The organism is Cellulosimicrobium composti (assembly GCF_009711085.1).
In the GTDB taxonomy this organism is placed as follows: Bacteria; Actinomycetota; Actinomycetes; order Actinomycetales; family Cellulomonadaceae; genus Cellulosimicrobium; species Cellulosimicrobium composti.
In genome coordinates this window covers 1-1,758 of sequence record NZ_WMKA01000101.1, presented here as the reverse complement: position 1 = coordinate 1,758, position 1,758 = coordinate 1, and the positions used below count along the sequence as shown (strand labels likewise).

Sequence of the window (1,758 nt, the reverse complement as noted above, 5' to 3'; positions counted from 1 at the left end):
GGAGGCCCCGGATGCGGGCTGACAACACCCACCACCTTCGCAAAGCGGCCCAGCGGCGCGCACGCGAAACCCGCACCCGCGCTGACGACGCCCTCCGCACGATCCAAGCGAGCGGGAACGCCCCGACCGTCTCTCTCCTCGCCCGCACTGCGCAGGTCACCCGGTCCTGGATCTACACCCAACCCGACCTGCTGGACGCGATCCACACGGCCAGTGACGGACGGGCGCGACCACGCGTGGATGCCATCCTCACCCCAGCCACGACCAAGTCCATGCGTCGCCGACTCGAACTCGCCCACGACCGGATCACCGAGCTGACGCAACAGAACCGCGATCTCCAGCACCAGATCGCGGTTCTACACGGTGAGCTACGAACCGCTCGCTCCAACTTCCCGAGTTGACCCCCACCAGGCCTCTCGCACCCGTGACTTCCTTAGACCGTCGGTCCTCAGTCCATGGCTACTGGCCAGACGTCCCGGACACGGTCTTCGGCGAGCCATAGATGGTTGGACGAGGCCGCATGCGGTCGCAATCGCCTCGCCTTTTGCTCTCGCTGTTAGGCTCATCCGGTGGGGCAGAACAGTGCACCGGAGGTCGTGAGGCGGCGCAGAATCCAGTTCGTGAGCGCGGGTGCCGCGGTCGCTGTACTCGCCGCTGTTGTGGCGCTGTTCGCTACCGCGCGGCAGTCGGAAGAGGCGCCGGAGGGCCCCTGGCTCGTGACCACAGATGGTCGTGTGGAGACTGTCTACGAATGCATGGCCGACCCCGCCATACAGGATCACTACGAGTTTTTCAGCAACCCTTCCACTGGGCTGACCATCGTGATGGTCCCCGATGCGACACGCGATGATCTCGACCGCGTTCTTGACTGTGTGAGCAACGCCGTCAAGGGGACTGGGGTCGACGTGCATGTCCTGACGAACCCGAACCCCGACCCAACTTCCTGAGAAGCTAGAAGCCTGGTCAGCGACGAACCCCCGCCGCTGACCAGGCTCCTTGTGTGTTAGGGGATGATCTGCAGTGCCAGGTTCTGCGACGTCAGCGCCTTCGCCACCGAGGTGGTGATGATGCTGTACCCGCAACCTCGGTTGCTCGCCGACGGGTCGCCAGGACACGTGGCTCCGGGAATGCTCGTGCCGGCCGAGATGATCGTGGCCGCGTTCCGCTTCAGACCCGAGGCAGTGTTCGTCAGGACGTAGCCCGGTCCGCCGCTGTCGCCCTCGCCCGCGGAGATCTGTTGGTTCGCCTGTTCGGTGCGGTAGCCGTAGACGGTTTGGATCACGCCGCCGCCAAGGTTCACGGGGCGATTGGCTTCCGGAGAGGTCACGATGTTGCCGCAGACGAGACCCGTGTACGACCCCGAGTAGCAGATCTCGGTACCGACCACCGGAGATGTCAGCCCGTTGATTTCCGTGTACGTGCTGGAGTTCCACGCCCCCGTCCACATGAACGGGAAGGACGTGGTGCTGTCGATCGTCGCGACGTCGTACAGCTCGTTCCGGCTCACCGTGTTACCCAGCATGTAGTACGAGTTACTGCCGGCGACCCCGTCGTGTACGACCCAGGTGTCCCCGACATTCGCACAGTGCGCGGCCGTGAGCAGGTACTTCTTGTTGTTCTCCGAGGGCCTGATCGCTGCGAAGTTGCTCGTGCATCGGGAGGTGATCTGGTTGTTGCTGAACTTGTGAATCCGTGCGCCGGCGAAGTGGTAGGTGTCGCTCTGAGGTGTTCTCACCAGGACGGATGAGGTGACCAGCG

General features: G+C 64.1%; 3 protein-coding genes. 2 read left to right on the top strand and 1 reads right to left on the bottom strand.

Translation table 11 applies throughout. The features are described from left to right. Together GJV82_RS20350 and GJV82_RS19115 are read left to right on the top strand one after the other, a co-directional pair. Positions 1–401, top strand: a 401-nt coding sequence (locus GJV82_RS20350; protein WP_225873504.1) for a DUF6262 family protein, incomplete at its 5' end; no start/stop codon positions are given. A 219-nt stretch (positions 402–620) separates the two neighbouring features. Beyond that, on the top strand, positions 621–947 hold the full coding sequence (locus GJV82_RS19115; protein ID WP_155100317.1) for a hypothetical protein: 327 nt from the start codon (positions 621–623) through the stop codon (positions 945–947). 56 nt (positions 948–1,003) lie between these two features. Here GJV82_RS19115 and GJV82_RS19655 read toward each other — a convergent pair. Beyond that, the coding region (locus tag GJV82_RS19655; RefSeq protein ID WP_225873503.1) for a S1 family peptidase at positions 1,004–1,758 on the bottom strand (755 nt) is incomplete at its 5' end.